The 18164-nt window shown below is 64.1% G+C and carries 17 protein-coding genes; 8 read left to right on the top strand and 9 right to left on the bottom strand.

Annotation, left to right across the window (positions count from 1 at the left end):
• Nucleotides 1-7: 7 nt before the first annotated feature.
• Nucleotides 8-1288, bottom strand: a complete 1281-nt coding sequence (locus Harman_RS09720) for an extracellular solute-binding protein (protein WP_200830871.1) — start codon at nucleotides 1286-1288, stop codon at nucleotides 8-10.
• A gap of 212 nt (nucleotides 1289-1500) precedes the next feature.
• Between Harman_RS09720 and Harman_RS09715 the strand changes: the two genes are divergently transcribed.
• Together Harman_RS09715 and Harman_RS09710 are read left to right on the top strand one after the other, a co-directional pair.
• Entirely contained in the window at nucleotides 1501-3585 is a 2085-nt protein-coding gene (locus Harman_RS09715; protein WP_137683587.1) for an alpha-amylase family glycosyl hydrolase, read from the top strand.
• A 100-nt stretch (nucleotides 3586-3685) separates the two neighbouring features.
• Nucleotides 3686-4852, top strand: coding sequence for an ABC transporter ATP-binding protein (locus Harman_RS09710; RefSeq protein WP_137683586.1), 1167 nt, complete (start codon nucleotides 3686-3688; stop codon nucleotides 4850-4852).
• A gap of 141 nt (nucleotides 4853-4993) precedes the next feature.
• Here Harman_RS09710 and Harman_RS09705 read toward each other — a convergent pair whose 3' ends face one another.
• Nucleotides 4994-7012, bottom strand: a complete 2019-nt coding sequence (locus tag Harman_RS09705) for a glycoside hydrolase family 15 protein (RefSeq protein WP_137683585.1) — start codon at nucleotides 7010-7012, stop codon at nucleotides 4994-4996.
• Between the two features lie 176 nt (nucleotides 7013-7188).
• Between Harman_RS09705 and Harman_RS09700 the strand changes: the two genes are divergently transcribed.
• Nucleotides 7189-8241 (top strand): TrmB family transcriptional regulator, encoded by a 1053-nt coding sequence (locus Harman_RS09700; RefSeq protein ID WP_137683584.1) that lies wholly within the window; start codon nucleotides 7189-7191, stop codon nucleotides 8239-8241.
• Nucleotides 8242-8281: 40 nt separating this feature from the next.
• On the opposite strand, the gene Harman_RS09695 is transcribed toward Harman_RS09700, so the two are convergent.
• Both Harman_RS09695 and Harman_RS09690 read right to left on the bottom strand, forming a co-directional pair.
• On the bottom strand, nucleotides 8282-8782 hold the full coding sequence (locus Harman_RS09695) for a type IV pilin (RefSeq protein WP_137683583.1): 501 nt from the start codon (nucleotides 8780-8782) through the stop codon (nucleotides 8282-8284).
• A gap of 77 nt (nucleotides 8783-8859) precedes the next feature.
• The gene (locus Harman_RS09690; protein ID WP_137683582.1) at nucleotides 8860-9858 is read right to left on the bottom strand and encodes a glutathione S-transferase family protein; all 999 of its coding nucleotides are present in this window, start codon (nucleotides 9856-9858) and stop codon (nucleotides 8860-8862) included.
• Between the two features lie 230 nt (nucleotides 9859-10088).
• On the opposite strand from Harman_RS09690, the gene Harman_RS09685 reads away from it, so the two are divergent.
• Nucleotides 10089-10622, top strand: coding sequence for a 50S ribosomal protein L16 (locus tag Harman_RS09685; RefSeq protein ID WP_137683581.1), 534 nt, complete (start codon nucleotides 10089-10091; stop codon nucleotides 10620-10622).
• Nucleotides 10623-10730: 108 nt separating this feature from the next.
• Here Harman_RS09685 and Harman_RS09680 read toward each other — a convergent pair whose 3' ends face one another.
• A complete protein-coding gene (locus Harman_RS09680; RefSeq protein WP_137683580.1) occupies nucleotides 10731-11165 on the bottom strand; it encodes a universal stress protein in 435 nt (144 codons plus the stop codon).
• 182 nt (nucleotides 11166-11347) lie between these two features.
• On the opposite strand from Harman_RS09680, the gene Harman_RS09675 reads away from it, so the two are divergent.
• On the top strand, nucleotides 11348-12211 hold the full coding sequence (locus tag Harman_RS09675) for an ATP-grasp domain-containing protein (RefSeq protein ID WP_137683579.1): 864 nt from the start codon (nucleotides 11348-11350) through the stop codon (nucleotides 12209-12211).
• A 4-nt stretch (nucleotides 12212-12215) separates the two neighbouring features.
• Here Harman_RS09675 and Harman_RS09670 read toward each other — a convergent pair whose 3' ends face one another.
• Both Harman_RS09670 and Harman_RS09665 read right to left on the bottom strand, forming a co-directional pair.
• Entirely contained in the window at nucleotides 12216-13091 is an 876-nt protein-coding gene (locus tag Harman_RS09670) for a hypothetical protein (protein ID WP_137683578.1), read from the bottom strand.
• 32 nt (nucleotides 13092-13123) lie between these two features.
• Nucleotides 13124-13510, bottom strand: a complete 387-nt coding sequence (locus tag Harman_RS09665; protein ID WP_004590910.1) for an Hsp20/alpha crystallin family protein — start codon at nucleotides 13508-13510, stop codon at nucleotides 13124-13126.
• A gap of 190 nt (nucleotides 13511-13700) precedes the next feature.
• Here Harman_RS09665 and gap point away from each other — a divergent pair, with 190 nt between their 5' ends.
• Complete coding sequence (gene gap, locus Harman_RS09660) at nucleotides 13701-14705, top strand: type I glyceraldehyde-3-phosphate dehydrogenase (RefSeq protein WP_137683577.1); 1005 nt, start codon at nucleotides 13701-13703, stop codon at nucleotides 14703-14705.
• A gap of 349 nt (nucleotides 14706-15054) precedes the next feature.
• Nucleotides 15055-16260 (top strand): phosphoglycerate kinase, encoded by a 1206-nt coding sequence (locus tag Harman_RS09655; protein ID WP_137683576.1) that lies wholly within the window; start codon nucleotides 15055-15057, stop codon nucleotides 16258-16260.
• Here the strand turns inward: Harman_RS09655 and Harman_RS21505 are convergent.
• A complete protein-coding gene (locus tag Harman_RS21505) occupies nucleotides 16257-16400 on the bottom strand; it encodes a hypothetical protein (RefSeq protein WP_200830870.1) in 144 nt (47 codons plus the stop codon). The two genes, Harman_RS09655 and Harman_RS21505, sit on opposite strands and share 4 nt — an antisense overlap.
• 130 nt (nucleotides 16401-16530) lie before the next feature.
• Between Harman_RS21505 and Harman_RS09650 the strand changes: the two genes are divergently transcribed.
• The gene (locus tag Harman_RS09650; protein WP_137683575.1) at nucleotides 16531-17109 is read left to right on the top strand and encodes a riboflavin synthase; all 579 of its coding nucleotides are present in this window, start codon (nucleotides 16531-16533) and stop codon (nucleotides 17107-17109) included.
• On the opposite strand, the gene Harman_RS09645 is transcribed toward Harman_RS09650, so the two are convergent.
• On the bottom strand, nucleotides 17106-18140 hold the full coding sequence (locus Harman_RS09645) for a PrsW family intramembrane metalloprotease (RefSeq protein WP_137683574.1): 1035 nt from the start codon (nucleotides 18138-18140) through the stop codon (nucleotides 17106-17108). The two genes, Harman_RS09650 and Harman_RS09645, sit on opposite strands and share 4 nt — an antisense overlap.
• Between the last annotated feature and the right edge of the window lie 24 nt (nucleotides 18141-18164).

Genomic DNA, 18164 nt, shown 5'->3' with positions numbered 1-18164 from the left:
CCAGTGGTCACTCCCAGTTGCTACGGATTTCCTCAGCGGCGGTCGTCAGCGCGTCTTCAGCGCTCGCGTCGCCGTTGAACGCCTCGATCAGGGCGTTTTCAAGCGGTGCCCACACCTTGTTCATGCGCGGGTCGGTTGGCATCGGAATCCCCTGGCTGACGGTCTGTGAATACGTCTGGACGTGGGCGGGGAGTTCGTCGCTGCCGACGAGGCTATCGAGCACCGGGATCGCACCCTGCTCCTCGGCGAGTCGCGTGGCGTGGTCTTCGTTGGTGGCGAACCACTCGACGAAATTCCGGGCGGCCGTGGCATTGTCCCCACCTTCGCTCATCGTGTCCGCGAAGTACCACATCGAGATGCCGGTGTATGGCGTCACCTCGCCGCCGTCGATGGCAGGGAACGTCGCCACCTCGTAGTTTACGTCGTTCTGGTTCAGCGTCGCGAGATACCACGGGCCGTTGACCGCGAAGGCGGCGTTCCCCTCGGAGAACGTCGCAGCCTGTGGTTCATAGGTCGGGTCGTCCGGCATATACGGACGGAGGGTGTCGAGAGCGAACTGGAGTCCCTCGATAGCTTCGTCGGCATCCAGTCCGAGCGCCGGGTCCTGTTCCGGGTCGAAATAGTAGCCACCGAACGCCTGAATCCAGCCGCTCGTGAAGTACGGGTTGAACGGCGCAGCGATCCCATACTGGCTCTTGTCGGGGTCGTGGTACTCCTCCATCACCGACACCATGTCATCGATGGTCTCGGGCGCTTCGTCGACGATATCCGCGTTGTAGATGAGCGTCACCGTCTCCGCAGAGTGCGGGAGTCCGACGACAGCGTCGTCGAACTGGACGGCAGAGGCGGCGGCGTCCGTGAACTGGTCGAGGCTCACGGAGAGCTCGTCGGACTGGTCGACGACGAACTCCCGCTGATAGTAGTCGCCCACCCAGTCGTGTGCCCACTCGAAGATCTCCGGCCCCTGCCCGGCCGGAATCGCGCTCGTGGTCTTCTTTTCCATGTCAGAGATGTCCGACCCTTCGATGCCGAACTCCGTCTCGCTCTCGAAGGTCCCGATTGCGTCCTGGCGGGCGGGCTGCTCCGAGTCCTGGAGCTGGTACCACGCCGTCGCGGTCCCGCCGGACTGCTGGGTACCGCTGCTTGCCCCGTCGCCCGAACCGTCGCCGGATGCCGTTCCCCCATCCGAGCCGTCACTGCCCTGCTCTTGCACGCTACAGCCAGCCACGGCCGCAGCCGCACCAACGCCACCGATCCGCTTGAGCACCGCCCGTCGTTCCATTGTCATGGATAGATATTGGATGAAATAGTCCTTCATAACTTAAATCATTCGGAAATCGAAGGAGACAATGATGATAGATTCCGGAAATCGACCTGGAATGGCCCCGATGCATGGCGGTTTCAGCGACACCGGAGAGTAGATTATGTATGAGGTAATAATCATTCTTGAATTCATACAGAAGCGTAACACTCACGGTACCGACCCCGCACCGTAGGCGTATGCACCATCCAGGACCGCCGCGGTTCGTCGCCGTCGGCGAATCGGTCGAACTGGCCCCGCGGCAGCCCGAGCCCGACATGGCTGCCGAGTGGCGGCTAGTCGAACGACCAGCAGCGAGTACGGCGGCGCTTGGCGACGGCCCGGTCTGTCATCTCGAACCCGACGCACCGGGCGTCTACCGAGCCGAACTGACCGCACCGGACGGAACGCACGAGCAGGGCATCCGAGCGTTCCCGGCAGTCACCGAGACGGTCCGATTCAGTGTCACAGCGGACGACTTCGAGGTCGACGATACCGACGACCTCGCCGTGGCCGACCGCGCTATCGTCATCGGGAAGTTCAACGACTTCACGATGGGCACACACTGGGCCGAGCGCGACGGCGATGAGTGGGTCATCGAGACGGACCTACCGCCGGGGACCCACCACGCCATTTTCAGCTTCGACGGCTCCTTCGAAGCGACCGCGACCGACGAGGTCACCGTCGAGGGCCCCGGTCGGCCGCGGGTCGAACTCATCAGTGAGACGGTGGACGGCGACCTTGTCGTCTCGGCAGACGCCCGCGCGGCCCCATCCGGAAGCGAACCGGCAGTTGAGTTCTACCTCGACGACCGCGACGCACTGGAGGAGTCCGCGGTGACCATCGACTGCGACGAACTCCGGGTACCGCGCGAGGCCCTGCCCGAGACGGCCCGGATTCACGCGGTCGCCGTCGCCGAGCGCCACAGCGTCGCGGACACGCTGGTCGTGGAGAAGGGTGGCGAGACCACGAATCGCCCGGCGACTGTCTCGCGACCCGCCGACCCGCCGACCTGGGCCAGCGACGCCACCATCTACGAGATATTCGTCCGGTCGTTCGCCGGTGAGACCGTCGACACGACCTTCGAGGCCATCGAGCGGCGGGTCCCCTACATCGAGTCGCTGGGCGTCGACGTGGTGTGGCTTACGCCCATCCAAGCGAGTCCGACCCGGCACGGGTATCACATCACAGATTTCTTCGACACCGCCGAAGACCTGGGGACGCGCGCGGAGTTCGAATCGCTGGTCGACCGCCTCCATGAGGCCGGTATCCGCGTGGTCTTCGACCTGGTCATCAACCACAGCTCGCGGGACCATCCGGCCTTCCAGCTCCACCGGGCCGGCGTCCCCGAGTACGCCGACTACTACGAGCGGATACCAGCGTCGCAGGACATCTCAGATGTCGACTGGGCAGGCGAGGACGCGCCGGGCCACTACTTCAACTGGACGCGGATTCCGAACCTCAACTACGACTCGCTGGCCGTCCGGCGCTGGATGCTCGACGTGGTCGATGAGTGGCGCGACGTGGTCGACGGGTTCCGCTGTGACGTGGCCTGGGGCGTGCCACACGGGTTCTGGAAGGAGGTCCGTGAGCGGGTGAAAGCCGACGATCCAGAGTTCCTGCTGCTCGACGAAACGGTTCCGCGTGACGCCGCCTTTGCCGAAAACGAGTTCGACATCCACTACGACACGGACCTGTTCGATACGCTCCGGGACATCGGGACCGGCGAGACGCCAGCGTCGGCGCTGTTCGACGCCCTCGACACGTCGGTCGAACGCGGCTACCCCGACCGTACGGGTCACATGCGGTACGTCGACAATCACGACGAGGACCGCTACATCGATGAGTGCGGGGCTGCGCCGCTGCGGGCGGCGGTCGGGGCCACGTTCACGCTCCCCGGAACGCCGATGATATACGCCGGTCAAGAGCGCGGCGTCGAGCAACAGCGGGGAACGATGCGCTGGCACGACGGCGACAACGCGCTGACCGACTTTCACCGACGACTGGTGGCGCTGCGCGCGGATCACGCCCCGCTGCGCTCGCCAGCGGTCCATCCGGTTCCCCACACCGTCGAGACGGGCGCTGCGGACAGCGTTGTCGCCTACGAACGCACGGACGGCGACGAGACGCTGGTCGTCCTCCTGCACTTCGGTGACGGAACGGCAGAAGTCTCGCTCGATACCGCAGTCGGGGACACTGACCTGCTCAGCGGCGACCCAGTCGGAAGCGATGGGACAGTAGCGGTCGACAACATCGCTGTGGTGTCGGCAACGACCGACAGCTAAGCCGGCAGCCCTCACGGACACAGCGTTAGTCTACAGCCGGCTAGAACTTCTATGAAAAATCCCATCAAACTTATTATCCGGGGGTGTGAGACTCTGTGTAATGGCGAGTCTCGAACTAGACGGTCTGCGCAAAGAGTTCGACGGTGGCTCCATCGTGGCGGTCGACGACATCGACCTGTCCATCGACGATGGGGAGTTCGTAACGGTGGTCGGCCCGTCGGGGTGTGGGAAATCGACGACGCTGCGGATGATTGCTGGTCTTGAGCGGCCGACGAGCGGGCGCATCCGTGTCGGTGGCGAGGACGTGACAGACGTTCACGCCCGCAAGCGCGACGTGGCGATGGTGTTCCAGAACTACGCGCTGTACCCACACAAGTCCATCCGGCAGAACATGGCCTTTGGCCTCCGGATGAGCACCGACCTCTCGAAGGAAGAGCGTGACCAACGGGTCACCGAGACGGCCGAGATGATGGGTATCGGCGACCTGCTCGATGATACACCAGACCAGCTCTCGGGCGGCCAGAAACAGCGAGTCGCGCTCGGGCGCGCTATCGTCCGCGAACCAGACGTGTTCCTCTTCGACGAGCCGCTATCGAATCTCGATGCGAAGCTCCGGACGACGATGCGGACGGAGATCCAGCGCCTGCAGGAAGAACTCGGCATCACGGCCGTCTACGTTACCCACGACCAGGAGGAAGCCATGACGATGGGCGACCGCATCGTCATCCTCAACGACGGGAAGCTCCAGCAGTCCGGTCGGCCGAAGACGGTGTACGAGAACCCGACGAACCAGTTCGTCGGCGGCTTCGTCGGCTCCCCCTCGATGAACTTCCTCGACGTGACCGCGGAGCCACTCGGCAGTGGTGTGCGACTCACCGGCGCGAACGATGACTTCTCTTATGACCTCACGGGCGGCCGTGCCAGTGCCTTTGGCGACATCCAGCGCGGGTCGTACGTGCTGGGCGTTCGGCCGGAACACGTCTCCGTCAGCGACGGCGGCGACCAGAACGCCGTCCCGGCAACGGTCGACGTACTCGAACCCGTCGGCAGCGACAACTACCTGTATCTCGACCTGGGCGATTCGAAGACCGGGTTCGAGGGCGACGGCGCGCCGGATTTCATTGCCAGGGTGAGCACTGACGTGGAGCCGGCCGTCGGCGACCGCGTGCAGGTATCGTTCGACGAATCCGCCGTCCATCTGTTCGACCCGGAGACCGGACAGGCGGTCACGGCCGATGAGGACGCGGCCGTCGCAACACCGCAGTAGGGCAGCCGTCAGTGATCCGTTCCCGGACGTAGTCGCTGTTTTCGAAGTTCTACACACCAACCAGCAATCCGCGGCGTCTTCGAGCGTCGAGTAGCGCGGTCCGACTACAAGGAGTACCCCGGCACTCAGTTCCGCAACGGTTTATTCGCGGACACTCGCCGGCTCAGCAGTGAGCTCTCCGGCATCGGAGAGATTGGCAACCGTCGCAAGCCGCAGCGCGTGGGGCCAGCCAAGCGGCGTGCCACAGTCCGGCGTGCCGTCGTCGAATAGCTGTTCGGGGAGGTAGCCACTGGACTGGACGAGCGAGCCGCCGGGGAGGATTTCACGGAGGAGGTCCCGGGACCGAGCGTAGGCCGCCGCCGCTCGGCTGTCGTCGGCGTCACGCAGGAGTGCACCCAGCTGGGCGGCGCTGTTTGCCCCCCACGCAGTCGAGACGGTCCAGATCTTCTCGTGGTCCTGCGAGCCGCGCCGCCAGTCGTCGCCCTCGAAGCGGATGAGGCCGCGGATGTCGCCGGTGTCCCGTTCCAGCCCGTCGAGTGTCGTCTCGACGTGGGTACAGAGCCGTTCTCGGGCTTCCGCCGGAAGATCGACCACTTCGCCGGCGACTCGGCAGGCGGCAGGGAGGGCCAGCGTCGCGGAGTCCAGACGGTCGTCAATGGTCCCGTTGTGTTCGCGGAGGGCATAGCGGTCACCAGTCCACAGGGCGTCAAGCGCGGACAGTACCGTCTCTGCCTGTGACCGGGCGTGGTCCCGGAGCGCGGCCGAGACGGGTGCGCGGGCGACGGCCGCGTAGGCGTGTAGGAAGGTCGCGGCGGTGTGGGTAAACCGGCCTTGCATGTTCTCCCAGGCGTTCTGGCAGGCGACGGGGAGCCCGTCGTCGGCCAGCGTGTCGTCGATGCTCTCGACGGCGCGCCCGAGCGTGGCTTCGATGCGCTCCGGGTCGGCTGGCTCGCCCGTGTGGAGGTACGTCGCCAGGAAAGAGGTGACACTCGCGGTCTGGTCGGCCTGATAGTCGGCGTCCGAGCCGCTTTCGAGCCGGGCGTTCGCCCAGCCCGGCGCGAGCGTCTCGTCGCCGGGCCAAACTCGATGGGGCCAGCTACCATCCGGTTGCTGGGTGCGACAGTAGAATTCGGCGGAGCGCTGGTGCCACGAGTCCAGTCCGAGGTCGAACGTTCCGTCGGCTTCGAGCAGGAACGCCGATATCTCGGCGTCGTCGCGGAACCACGTGTAGCCGTAGCCGCCCGAGGTGACGTAGTACGGGTCGAAGTCGGGCGCGGCGATTCTGGCCCCGTTCGTGGCCGAAAGCAGCGAGAGGACGCGGAGGTCGGCGACGACGCTCTCGCGGTTCGGCGTCTCAGCGGGCACAGTCCACTGTCGCTGTGCTTTTCCCGCTTCCAGTAGCGTCTCGGCGGTGTAGTGGTCGCTCACCAGACGGCTAATAGTCGACAGTGCCGCGTCGCGGCCGGTGTCGTCCGTGTCCGTCAGCAGCGTCGTCAGCGTGACGCCACCGTCGACGAACGGCGCTGCTAGCACGACGCCACCGGTCAGCGTCGTGTCCTCGTACCGTCGCTCACCGGTTGTCCGGGGGAACGAAACCGGGTCCTCGTCGATGAGTTCGGGGAACCGCTCGGGTATCTGGCCCTGAACGGCGTCGAGGGCGGTTGAGACACCAACGAAATCGTGTTCGGACCGGTGGTAGGCCTCGACAGTGGTACCGTGCATCAACAGGCTCTGCTGGCTGTCGCGCCCGTCGGGTGCGAAGTCGACGAACGCCCGCAGCGACACGTCCGTGGGTGCGTCACCGCGGAGTTCGAACCGGGTGACGTGTGCGCGTTCGATGGTACAGTCCGTCTGGACGACGGCCCAGTCGCCACAGTCATGAATGGTCTCAACGACGCCGGCGTCGCCGCGATACCGCTGGTCGGCGTCGGCACTGAACCACGTTGTCGAATCCGTTTCGACACCGAATCGCGAGCGGTCGATGCCCGTGAGCCCACACAGCGGATAGGAGTAGTCCCGCAACGAGCCGTCGTTCTCTACGTGAACCAGTCTGCTGTCGAGTCCGGAGAAAAAGCCCGTCGTAGAGCGTAGTTCACCCGGGAACTGACGGCTACGGTCCCGCGTTCGCTTGAAATCGGTAAGCGCCGTCCGGAGCGTCATTGGAGGAAGTCACCATCGCAGGGGATATAAAATATGGTGTAATAGTTTTTCACTCTTGTAACTGAGAGATGCCCGGTCGGTCCGACATCGAGAACACTCGATGGGGCTGTGCGTGCGTTGCCGGGCTACACAGCACCGAAACACAGTTATCCGCCGCCGATGCCAGATGTGAACAGATGGACGATTCGACTCTCAGGGACAGGCTGGGGCAACTGGGCCTGTCGGAGAAAGAAGTCGACACGTACCTGTCGATCCTCGGCAGCGGCGAGGCCACAGCGAGCGAGATCGCCGACGACACCGGCGTCTCCAAACGGTACGTCTACAGCATCAGTGAGTCGCTCGAAGACCGCGGGTTCGTCGAGGTCAACGACCACGTCGTGCCGACGACGATACGCGCGCGACCGCCCGAGGAAGTCATCGACGCGCTGACCGACCGACTCGAAGAGATGAGCGGGGCGCTCGATTCCCGGTACTCGGCGAGCGCGCGGGAACCCCAGCAGTTCGATGTCATCAAATCACGGGTGACGGTCATCAAGCGGCTCACGGAGTATATCAGGAACGCGGAGCGCGAAATCATGCTGTCGGTCCCGCAGCAGTATCTCCCGGAGATTTCGGAGGAACTGGCGGCGGCCATCGACCGCGGCGTGCTCGTACTGCTGGTCGTCAGCAGCGCCGACGACCTGCATGCCGACGACGTGAGTGGGCTGGCCTCAGTCACCCGGTCGTGGGACCGCCCGATGCCGATCATGCTCACCGTCGACGCCCAGTTCGGGCTCGTCTCCCCGGCGGAGATGGTGACACGAACCAACTCCGACCAGCAGGCCATCGCCTTCGTCCAGCAACAGCTCGTCCCGGTGCTGTCGGGGTCGTTCCTCGGGAACTACTGGCTGATGGCCACCGAGGTGACCGTCACCGACCCGGCCCCGCTCCCGGCGACGTACCACGACTTCCGCCACGCCGTCTTCCAGGCGACGCTCCACCTGCGTGCCGGCCACGACGTGCGGGTCTCCGCGGAAGTGCGGCCGGTACAGGCCGAGGACGACACCACCCACATCGAAGGGGCCGTCGTTGAGACGAAACAGGGGGTAGTCGAGCCACAGACCAACTCCTATCCCATCGAACACACGCTGCTCGTTGACATCGGCGACCGGACCGTCTCGCTGGGCGGCTCCGGGTCGTTCATCGAGGACTACGAGACCGACGAGGTCACACTCTCGCTGGCCGAGTAGCGAGAGCGGCCGCAGTGTCTCCCGGAGCCGAAACGGCCGCTCAGTTGCGCTGGCTCGGGTCTGGCCACCGGTAGATGACGTACGTCTCCGATTCCGGTTCGTCCGCGGGATTCCAGACGAGGCGAAGCGTCGCGTCGCTCAGGTCCAGATGCTCGCTCTCGGCCCCGGTAAAATGGTCCTGATGGATCGTGATCCGGGTTCCCGACGTAATCCGCGTCGACGCCTGTGTCTGTATCGGATCGGCGTCCAGCGTCACGTCGCTGCCGTCGGAGCGTTTCACATCGGCCATGACGACGGAGAGGGTGTCCTTATAAACGGTCTCGCCGCTGCTGAAGCTGAGATTCAGATACTCCCCGTTGCCGGTGGTTCGCTCGCTGTAGTCGGCCACGATAGCGACCTGCGGGGCCTGCGTGGGCTGTTGCTCGCTGAAACCGAGCGCAAACACGCCGATGGTGGCGGCGAGAATCGCGACGATTCCGACCAGAATGACGACACCGATGACTGGGCTGACACCCCGAGTTCGCTCCCACACCCGACTCATTGTCCACACTGGGAACCGGGTATAGAAAAGGCACAGCGTCGACTCAGTGCTCGATATCCGACCGCGGCACCGTCCGGTTAGGCCGTCGGGAGCAGCGTCTCGGGGAGGGCACCCGGCAGCGCGTCGCGGTCGTGGTCGGCCTCGAAGTCAGGGTCGGGACCCATCGGAACGATGCGCTTCGGGCTCACGTCGGGGTGGGTGGTGTAGTAGTGCTCCGTGATGTGGTCCATATTGACCGTCTCGGCGACGCCGGGGAGCTGGTACAGGTCACGCAGGTACGGCCAGAGGTTGTCGTACTCGCGGATGAGCTTGTGGTTGCACATGAAGTGGGTGTGATACACTTCGTCGAAGCGCACGAGCGTCGTGAACATGCAGATGTCCGCCTCGGTCAGGCGGTCGCCGGCGAGGAACCGCTGGTCTTCGAGCACGCTGTCCCAGTGGTCAAGGGCGTCGAACAGCTCCTCAACGGCCTCGTCGTAGGCCGACTGGCTGTTGGCGAAGCCACACCGATAAACGCCGTTGTTGATGGGCTCGTAGATGTCGTCGATGATTCGGTCGACCTCGTCCTGGTAGCCTTCGGGGTAGAGGTCAACGTCGTTGGTCGACACGTCGTCAAACTCCGTGTCGAGCATCCGGAGAATCTCCTTGGACTCGTTGTTGACGATGGTGTCTTCCTGCTTGTCCCACAGCACCGGGACCGTCACGCGACAGGTCGCGTCGGGGTCGGCCGCGACGTAGACCTCGCGGAGGTAGTCCGATCCGTTGACCGTATCCGGCGTACACCCCTCCTTCTCGGGCGTGAACTGCCAGCCGTCCTCGGCGCGGAACGGGTCGACGTAGTCGACGGTGATGGCGTCTTCGAGTCCCAGTAGCTTCCGGGCGACCAGAACCCGGTGGGCCCACGGACAGGCACGGCAGGCGTAGATGTGATACCGGCCGGCCTCGGGCTGGAACCGCGCGTCGGGGTCGTCCTCGACCCGGTCGCGGAAAGTTGTGTCCTGCCGGTCGAAGGCCCCGTCCTCGTTCGTTGTTTCGTACGCGTCGGTCCGCCACTCGCCGTCGACGAGCATGTTCATGGGGTCACACGTATGCGCGCAAGGGGTAAAAGAGCGTGGTGACGGCAACGTCACCGGAGAGCGGGGATTGTCGTCCCGCGGCCTGCTGCTTGCCCATTCAACAGCGTCTCAAGCCCGTTAGGTGACCGCTCTACTGCCGTGCCACAGCCGCATGCGACACTCCGGCACGCCGCCGGGCGGGTTCGAAGCCCTTATTGGGCCGCTCGGCGACGTATTCTCCAAGAGTACCTATGTCGGACAAACCAGCCTCAATGTACCGGGATATCGACAAGCCCGCGTACACCCGACGCGAATACATTACGGGCATTCCCGGCTCGAAGATCGCACAGCACAAGATGGGCCGCAAGCAGAAGGACGCCGACGACTACCCCGTCCAGATCAGCCTCATCGTCGAGGAGACCGTCCAGCTCCGGCACGGCTCGCTGGAGGCCTCCCGCCTGTCGGCCAACCGCCACATGATCAAGGAACTCGGCGAAGAGGGCGACTACAAGATGACGCTGCGGAAGTTCCCCCACCAGGTCCTGCGTGAGAACAAGCAGGCAACCGGTGCCGGGGCCGACCGTGTCTCCGACGGGATGCGCGCCGCCTTCGGGAAGATCGTCGGCACCGCCGCCCGCATCCAGGCCGGCGAGCAGCTGTTCACCGCCTACTGCAACGTCGAAGACGCAGAGCACGTCAAGGAAGCGTTCCGCCGTGCCTACAACAAGATCACGCCCTCTTGCCGTATCAAGGTCGAACGGGGAGAGGAACTGCTGATCGCGTAAGTCAGTCAGAAACATCCTCTCGCCGTTCGCAGAGCGGAGAGAGGAACTGCTGATCGCGTAGGCTCCTCAGTTTTTCCGTCGTTCGAGAGTCCGGAGCGGCGGCACCGACTACGACTCGGCCTCCGAGAGTCGCACTGTCAGAACGGGCATGTCCGCCGTTCGAACGACCTTTTCGGTGACGCTCCCGAGCAGATACCGGTCCAGACCGCTCCGGCCGTGGGTCCCCATTACGATCATATCGATCCCTTCAGTCTCGGCGTAGTCGATGATTTCCTCGTATGGGTCGCCCATTCGGCGCTCGGCGACGACATCCGCGCCGTGATCAGTGATGTCGTCGACCGTCTCGTCGACGACCGCTTCGGTCTGTTCTTGCAGCGATTCGATGGTCGTCGCCTCCGCTGCCGCGCTCCCGAGATACGTCGAATCGACGACGGAGAGCACGTGAATCGTCGAGTCGTGCGTCTCCGCCAGTTCGAGCGCGTGTTCGAGTGCCTCGTTTGCGCCGTCGCTTCCGTCCGTCGGGAAGAGGATGTTGTCGTACACACATTGTCTGTTTTCCGCAGTATACTTAGTATTTGTCCAGTATTATTCGTAATTCTTGCTCAAATATTCATATAATACCCCTATTTTGTGGATGGGACTGTAGTAAGTCCGCGTACAGCAGCTGTTCGACCATCACGGGGCGGCTGCGAGCGTGTTTTATCGCTCCAAGACAACTGCAAGCTATGCACAGGCTGGCCGTCGCCACGAACGCCGAGACCTACGAGCGGATGCAGGCCCCACTGGCGGCCCGGGACATCGAGGTGGGCCACGTCGAAACAGACGAGCGGACGCTGCCGCTTGCGGAGAGTCCCTTCGACGAGTACGACGTGGGCTTCGTCTATCCCTCCCGAATCATGGAGGGAGCGGTCGCCGACGCCATGCTGGACGTGCCGTGGGTCAACGACCGCGAGGCTATCCTCCGCTCGCGGAACAAGGCTGATGTGCTCGCGCACCTCGGGCGTGCGGACATTCCGGTCCCCGAAACCGTCGTCGTGTCGAACCCGGCGAGTGAGGCCGAACTGACGGCGGCCTTCGAGCGGTTCGACCCGCCGGTGGTCGTGAAGCCGAACTCGACGACCCGCGGCGTCGGCGTGACGACGGCCCATGACCTGGATTCGTTTCTCGGCATCGTCGATTATCTGGACCTGGTCCACGACTACCGCGCGGTCGGCGACCGGTCGTTTCTCGTTCAGGAGTACCTCCCCGACGCCGCCGACTACCGCGTGATGGTCGTCGACGGCGAGTACGTCGGCGCGGTCGAGCGCCGCCTCCCCGAATCGAGCCGCGAGCGAGGGCGCTGGAAGCACAACGTCCACCGCGGGGCCGAGGCCGAGGGGCAAGAACTGCCGACAGAGTTGCGCAAACTGGCCGAGGACGCGGCTGACGAACTGGACATTCCGTACCTGGGCGTGGACCTGCTGGTGACCGAGGACCGCGCTGTCGTCAACGAGACGAACGCCCGCCCGACCATCGACTCGGCGACGAAGTACGAGGACGGCTTCTGGGACGACCTTGCGGCGCTGATACGGCAAACGGCGGAGCAGTAACACTTCAGCGTTCGCGCCATGCAAGCGAGAGAAACAGGAGCCCGAACACGGCACAGACGCTCAGTATCCAGATGTCGGTGCCCCGCGGGAGCGCGACGAGCCGCGGGAGTGCGACGCCGGTCACGAGACAGCCACCGCCGAAGAGTCCGAGTATCGCTGCCACGAGCGGGTTCGCTGGACGGGTCCGCTCCGGGTCGGGTGCGGCGACGGCGCGGTCGAACGCGTCGGCAGCGGCGGCGGCAACCGATTTCGGCAGCAGAATTACCCGGGGGCCTCTCGTCGCGGCACCCTGTGCATACGACGGCCACAACAGTGTGAACGAGCCAAGCTGATACTGGCGAAGTCCGGCCCAGGTCGTCATGTCGACTGTCCGGGTGCCAGTAAACGGGCGGTCACGCCCCCGACGCTGCGTGAGTTCGAGCGTGTCGGGGTCGATGGACCCGGCTCCCGACAGCAGCGAGAGGGCCGGGAGTCCCACCCCGAGACTGACGCCGAGCACCAGCCAGGGACCGTAGCCGACGGCCAGGGAGACAAGCAGATGGAGGGCCAGACCGCCGACTGCAGCCACCCCGAGCCCAACGGGGTGCAGGGCCATAAGAAACGTCGGCGGGCCTATTCCGGCCCGCTGGTCGGGGTCCGTGAGTATCGGCCAGAGATACAGCAGCGACATCGGCCCGCCGACGAGCGCAAGCAACGCGACGAGTGCGAGCAGGGCGGGGTTGTCAAACAGCGCTGGAACGAGACTGACAAGCAAGATGAGTGCACCGAGCACGGCCCCGAGCAACGGCGCAAATGTCACGTAGACACAGTACCTGAGTGGTCGCGGCTCAAGCGGGTCAAACTGCCAGCTGAGACGGTCGTCGGCCGGACGAGATGGCATGGGGAGGGCGGAAACGGGGACCAGTGGGCCGCTTACAGTTCGATGTCGGCGGAGTCCTCTTCGGGGTCGAAGGTGACTTCGAGGATGCCGTTGTTGTACGTCGCGGCGGCGGAATGTTCGTCGACGCGGGTCGGCAGCGTCAGTCGTTCGTGGTACTCTCGCTCCGGGCTCTCGGCGTTGATTGTGAGGACAGTGCCGTCACATTTGAGGTCGATTGCGTCCTTGTCGACGCCCGGTACGTCGGCGACGACTCGGATCTCCTCGTCGGTTTCGTGGACATCGACGTGGAGGTCGGCCCCACCGCCACCGGTGTCCCGGTCGATGTGGACATCGCCCTCGGCCCCCATCATCTCGTCCATCATCCGCTCTATTTCCCGGAAGAACTCGTCGAACGGGTCGTCACTGTCATCGCGTCTCATTCCTACCGGTGGGTACGGTCGTCCGTTTCAAAAGCCTTCGGACCAACTCAGTACCTGCCCCGTCGGTGCCAGCAAGGGCGCGCAGTCACTATCACCAATAATCATTCGTGCTCGAACACGCATAAACAAACACAAATTTACAACAAATCCGAAAACACTTTACACTGACCGACTGCCTCTCTAGACACCAATGAGTGAGCCAGTTCGTGTCGGCCTCAACGGCTTCGGCCGTATCGGCCGGAACGTGTTCCGCGCATCGTTAGAAAACGACAACGTTGAAATCGTCGGCATCAACGACGTGATGGACGATTCGGAGATCGACTACTTCGCCCAGTACGACACCGTCATGGGCGAACTCGAAGGCGCAAGCGTCGACGACGGCGTCCTCACGGTCGAGGGCACCGACTTCGAGGCGGGCATCTTCCACGAGACCGACCCGACACAGCTCCCGTGGGACGACCTCGACGTGGACGTAGCCTTCGAGGCGACCGGCATCTTCCGCACGAAAGAGGACGCGAGCCAGCACCTCGATGCGGGCGCTGACAAGGTCCTCATCTCCGCGCCGCCGAAGGGCGACGAGCCGGTCAAGCAGATCGTCTACGGCGTCAACCACGACGAGTACGACGGCGAGAAGGTCGTCTCGAACGCCTCCTGTACGACCAACTCCATCACGCCGGTCGCAAAGGTCCTCGATGAGGAGTTCGGCATCAACGTCGGCCAGCTGACGACCGTCCACGCCTACACCGGCTCCCAGAACCTGATGGACGGCCCGAACGGCAAGCCCCGCCGTCGCCGCGCGGCCGCCGAGAACATCATCCCGACCTCGACCGGTGCTGCGCAGGCGACCACCGAGGTCCTGCCCCAGCTAGAGGGCAAGCTCGACGGGATGGCGATCCGTGTGCCGGTCCCGAACGGCTCGATCACGGAGTTCGTCGTCGACCTCGACGAAGACGTGACAGAGAGCGATGTCAACGCCGCCTTCGAAGCGGCCGCAAACGGCGAACTCGAAGGCGTGCTCGGCGTCACGAACGATGAGCTCGTCTCCTCCGATATCCTCGGTGACCCGTACTCCACGCAGGTCGACCTCGCCTCGACAAACGTCGTCAACGGGCAGACGAAGATCCTCACCTGGTACGACAACGAGTACGGCTTCTCGAACCGGATGCTCGACGTGGCCGAGTACATCACCGAGTAAGCGCCGTTCGGCCGTTTCGCCGGGAAACTGCTGGCAACGCCAGAAAAGTTTATAATGGTTGTTAACGGATTGTGTAGTACACACAGAGTGCGAACCACCCCCACACGGGGCTGGCTCTGTGTGTCGGCGCAGTCAGCCGTATCCGCAGCCGTCATCCCGTGACCCGGTGACGGTTGCACACAGCGGACGAGGTATCCCCACCCCCACACCACTCCCACCCCATCCCTTCTCTCCCTCTCTCTGAATGTGCGGTCAGGAGACAGCCGTATAGCGATGCGACGGGCCGGCGGAACCGCCCGCTGTTCGGACTCGGAAACCGTTAAGCGGCCGGCAGGTATCCTCCCGAGTGATGACTTTCCAGACGCTTGATGACCTCGACGACGGACAGCGCGTCCTCGTCCGGCTCGACCTCAACTCACCGGTAGAGGACGGCACGGTACAGGACAACCGACGGTTCGACCGCCACGCCGAAACGATCAGCGAACTCGTTGACCGCGGGTTCGAGATTGCGGTACTGGCCCACCAGGGTCGCCCGGGCCGCAATGATTTCGTCTCGCTGTCCCAGCACGCGGACATCCTCGCCGAGCACATCGACCACGACGTGGACTTCGTCGACGAGACCTACGGGCCACAGGCGATTCACGACATCGCCGACCTCGACAGCGGCGACGTGCTCGTCCTGGAGAACACGCGGATGTGTGACGACGAACTCCCCGAAGAAGACCCGGAGGTCAAATCACAGACGGAGTTCGTCCAGACCCTCAAAGACGAGTTCGACGCCTACATCAACGACGCCTACTCCGCGGCCCACCGCTCACACGCCTCGCTTGTCGGCTTCCCGCTGGTGATGGACGCCTACGCCGGCCGCGTGATGGAAACCGAGTACGAGGCCAACACCGCCATCGCCGAGAAGGAGTTCGACGGGCAGGTGACGATGGTCGTCGGCGGGACGAAAGCCACCGATGTCATCGACGTGATGACCCATCTCGACGAGAAGGTCGACGACTTCCTGCTGGGCGGTATCGCTGGGGAGTTGTTCCTGCGGGCCGCGGGCTACCCGGTCGGCTACGACATCGACGACGCAAACCTCTACGACGAACAGTGGGAGCAAAACAGCGAAAAGATCGAGTCCATGCTCGAAGACCACCGCGACCAGATCACGCTCGCGGTCGACCTGGCCTACGAGGACGACGACGGCGACCGTGCCGAGCAGGCTGTCGACGACATCGAGGAGAAGACCGTCTCCTACCTCGACGTTGGGAGCGAGACAGTCATGGAGTACTCCCCGATTATCCGCGATTCCGAGGCCGTCTTCGTGAAGGGGGCGCTGGGGATGTTCGAAGACGAACGCTTCTCGGTCGGGACTGCTGGCGTACTCGAAGCCATCGCCGACACCGACTGTTTCTCCGTCGTCGGCGGCGGCGACACCTCGCGGGCTATCGAGATGTATGGGATGGAAGAAGACGAGTTCGGCCACGTCTCTATCGCGGGCGGGGCCTACATCCGGGCGCTGACCGGCGCACAACTGGTCGGCGTCGAAGTCCTCCAGCGCTAACTGCGGCCTTTCGTTTCGGCGTGTCGCACGTCCCAGTCCGTGCGTTCGTCGGACACCTCGACGATTCGGCCGGTTTCGGCTGGGTCCGTTCGTGCATGACGTGTGGCCCAGTCGTGGTCTGCGTCGGGCGTGACTGCCATACACCGGGATACCGGCGGCAGGTGTAAATTCCTTCCGAATAGTGTATGGAAATTAATTACTCGGTTGCGAGTACATAATACCGCTGTCGGGAAGCAAAGCGCTTTCCGCGGGCCGCGCCGTATCCGGGATATGTTCACCGGAATCGTCGAGACGACCGGCGAGGTGCAAGCGGTTATTGACGACGAGGGCGGGCGTCGGATGCGCATCGGCGCGCCGTTCGAGGGACTCGACCACGGCCAGTCGATCAGCGTCAGCGGCGTCTGTCTCACCGTCGAGAACGCGGCCGACGGGGAGTGGTTCGAGGTGTTTCTGGCCCAGGAGACCCTCGCTCGGACGTTCCTAGGGGACCTTGACGGCGGTGACCAGGTGAACCTAGAGCGGGCGATGCCCGCCGACGGGCGGTTCGACGGCCACATCGTCCAGGGCCACGTCGACACGACGGCCGAAATCGTCGGTATCGAACAGGAAGGAGACGACTGGACGTTCACGTTCTCGCTGCCCGAAGCGCACCGGGACTACCTCGTTGGGAAGGGGTCGATAACGGTCGACGGCATCAGTCTGACCGTCGCCGACCGTCGTGAGGACGCCTTCGACGTGGCGATCATCCCGACGACGTACGCCGAGACGACGCTGTCGGAGAAGTCGGTCGGCGACCCGGTGCATCTGGAGGTCGACGTGGTCGCAAAATACGTCGAGCAGTTGGTCTAAGGGTCGAATTCTGTCTGTTCCGAGTGGATTCTGGTCTCGTCCTGGTCCTCGTGGGCGCGGTGATACGCCTGCCGGTAGGCGTCGATTTTCTTTAGCAGCAACAGGCCGAAGATGGAGTCGTACACGATGACGAACCCGAAGAAGGCGACGAGGAAGTCGACGTTGTAGATGCCAGCCAGGATAGCCGTCACCGGGCTGGACAGCGTGTTGTAGACGGCGTGGATGAGCGAGGCGATGAGTAGCCCTTTCAGGACAATGGGGCCGGCGTCCTCGGGATTGAACTTCGCCAGCCCGAGGTAGTAGCCGGCGAAAGCCGAGTAGATGACGTGGCCCGGCCCCGCGAGCGCCCGGACTGCGGTGATGTCGCTGCTCGCGGCGAGCAACTGTACCGTCCCGCCGACCATCTCGGTGTTCTGGGTGATGTACAGCGCGTTCTCGATGGTCGCAAAGCCCAGGCCGGCGACGGCCCCGTACACCGCGCCGTCGACGACGGCGTCGAAGCGGTTGTCGCGGAAGGCGTACAGGCGCACCGCCAGCAGCTTGACCGTTTCCTCGACGGGACCGACGATGAGGAAGAAGAAGAATACCTGGCCGAGAAACGGGACCAGGCCGAACCCAGAGCCGATAGCCTGGATCGGTGCGCCAAAGAGCCCATTGAGAATGCCAGCAAAGCCGGCAAACAGCACGCCCAGCAGGAACGTCCCGACAAGCAGCGTCAGCGGTTCCTGCGTGGTCACGTCGGCGTAGTAGATGTAGGCCGCGAGACCGAGCGCCGGGATGGCCGAGAGGATCGCCATCCCGGCAAACAGGGGTTGGTTGCCGAGCGCGCCGAGGCTCCCGAAAAGGAGCTGTGCGACGAGGATCAAAATGGCCACGACGACGACTAGATACCGCAGCGTGCGTATCCCGATGTGGTAGAGCCAGTGGGCGAACCGGTCCAGCGTCGACCTAGTCTCCCAGTCCGATATCTCGTAGAGGTCCGCCGACCCGTCCGCGTTCACTTCGACGGGGTCCTGCCGTCGCTTTCCCATACCGCACGTCTGCATCGCGTCTCA

The organism is Haloarcula mannanilytica (assembly GCF_005406125.1).
Classification (GTDB): domain Archaea; phylum Halobacteriota; class Halobacteria; order Halobacteriales; family Haloarculaceae; genus Haloarcula; species Haloarcula mannanilytica.
The sequence above is the reverse complement of the archived record's forward strand: the minus strand, read 5'-3'. Positions and strand labels throughout refer to the sequence as shown.